Here is a 1,387-nt window from a genome sequence, read left to right as displayed (position 1 = left end):
TACCTACTTCAATCGCGGCACCCGGAGTCTGCCATTAACACCGGGCCGGGCGCCGACTCACGCTCCGGAAGGCGTCAGAACGGGGTGCCGTCCGGGAAAACCGCGGCGATCCTGGCGGTCCTGACCGCCTTCTCCTCCAGGTAGGCGTCCTTGAACCGGTCGACCGTCTCCCCGGTGATCCCCAGCGCCTCGGCCATCCGCTTGATCTGCTCGATCTCGCCCGGCGCGATGGCGCCGTCCGCGTCGCACGCCCGCAACGCGTCGAACACCAGCGGCCGGCGGGCGACCCTGGTGACGACCTCCGAGCTCTCGACCAGGGCGACGACGTCGTCCTCGGCCTTGTAGTCGGCGAGCTCCCGCAGGAGCTCGTCGTCCCCTCCGGTGAGGACGCCGATGTATCCCAGGACCCAGTCCCGCTCCTCCGGGGCGAGGATCCCGTCGCCCCGGGCCACGACCAGGAGGGCCTTCGCGTAGACGCGGATGTCGCCGAACTCCGGGACGCTGCTGAACGCCCAGTCCTGCCTGAAGAGCCACGCCCCCGGCTCGGTGTACGCCACCGCTTCGGTCATCGCCGTTCCCCTCTCCTCATGAATGAGCCGAACGGGGCGAACGGCCTGTGCAGCACGGCCCGTTCACCCTCCGAGGAGTGTCAGGGGCACCCGGCCGGCCCGGCGGCGGCGCGGCATCATCCTCATCCGTTCGAGTGAAATCCACTCGAACGCCCGGCCGCCCCGTCAGCCGCCGGTCGTGCCGTCGAGCAGTTCGCGCAGGATGTCCAGGTGGCCGTTGTGGCGGGCCGTCTCCTCGACGAGGTGGTGGAGGATCCACCGCAGGTCGACGTGGAGGCCGCCCCGGACGGTCCCCACCGCGCGTTCGTCCAGGCCTCGCCCGGCGACCAGCTCGCGGTAGCGCGCGCTCTGCTCGGCGTACTCGTCGAGGAGCTGCGGGAGCGGGAAGTCGACGGCGATCCGCATCTCGCGGTCGGGGTCCTCGTCGGTCCAGGGACCGTGGTCCTCCTCGCCGAGGAAGATCACCTGGAACCAGTGGTACTCGACCCAGCGGAGGTGGTTGATCACCCCGCTCACGGTCATCAGCGGCGAGCCCGGGAGGAGCGCCTTGCGGGCGTTCTCGGCGGAGAGGCCCTCGCACTTGGCGCGGGCGGTGGCACGGGCGTAGTCGAGGAACGTGGTGAGCTGGGTGCGCTCGTCCCACGCGGGCGGGGTGTCGTCGATTCTGGTCATCGCGTGAAGCATTCCCGAGCCCGCGGCCGCTGTCGAGGCGTTTTCGCAGGTCGGCGAAGCGTCGGCGGCCGGGGGCCCCCGCCAGCCGGGCCGGGTTCAGCCCAGGGGGGGGTGGGTGTTTGGATATGGGGTACCGCCCTCGGCCC

General features: G+C 71.1%; 2 protein-coding genes. Both read right to left on the bottom strand.

Translation table 11 applies throughout. The annotated features are described in order from the left end of the window. Nucleotides 1-74: 74 nt before the first annotated feature. Entirely contained in the window at nucleotides 75-569 is a 495-nt protein-coding gene (locus ACFCX4_RS36265) for a hypothetical protein (RefSeq protein WP_376151747.1), read from the bottom strand. 165 nt (nucleotides 570-734) lie between these two features. After that, nucleotides 735-1,241 (bottom strand): DinB family protein, encoded by a 507-nt coding sequence (locus tag ACFCX4_RS36260; protein WP_376151745.1) that lies wholly within the window; start codon nucleotides 1,239-1,241, stop codon nucleotides 735-737. Nucleotides 1,242-1,387: the final 146 nt, after the last annotated feature.

This window comes from Kitasatospora sp. NPDC056327 (assembly GCF_042261735.1).
GTDB lineage: Bacteria > Actinomycetota > Actinomycetes > Streptomycetales > Streptomycetaceae > Kitasatospora.
This window is presented reverse-complemented; position numbering and strand designations above follow the sequence as displayed.

What these genes read in the sequence shown, in the direction of transcription:
- ACFCX4_RS36265 (WP_376151747.1), bottom strand. Translation starts at nt 569, where the DNA reads ATGACCGAAGCGGTGGCGTACACCGAGCCGGGGGCGTGGCTCTTCAGG.
- ACFCX4_RS36260 (WP_376151745.1), bottom strand. Translation starts at nt 1,241, where the DNA reads ATGACCAGAATCGACGACACCCCGCCCGCGTGGGACGAGCGCACCCAG.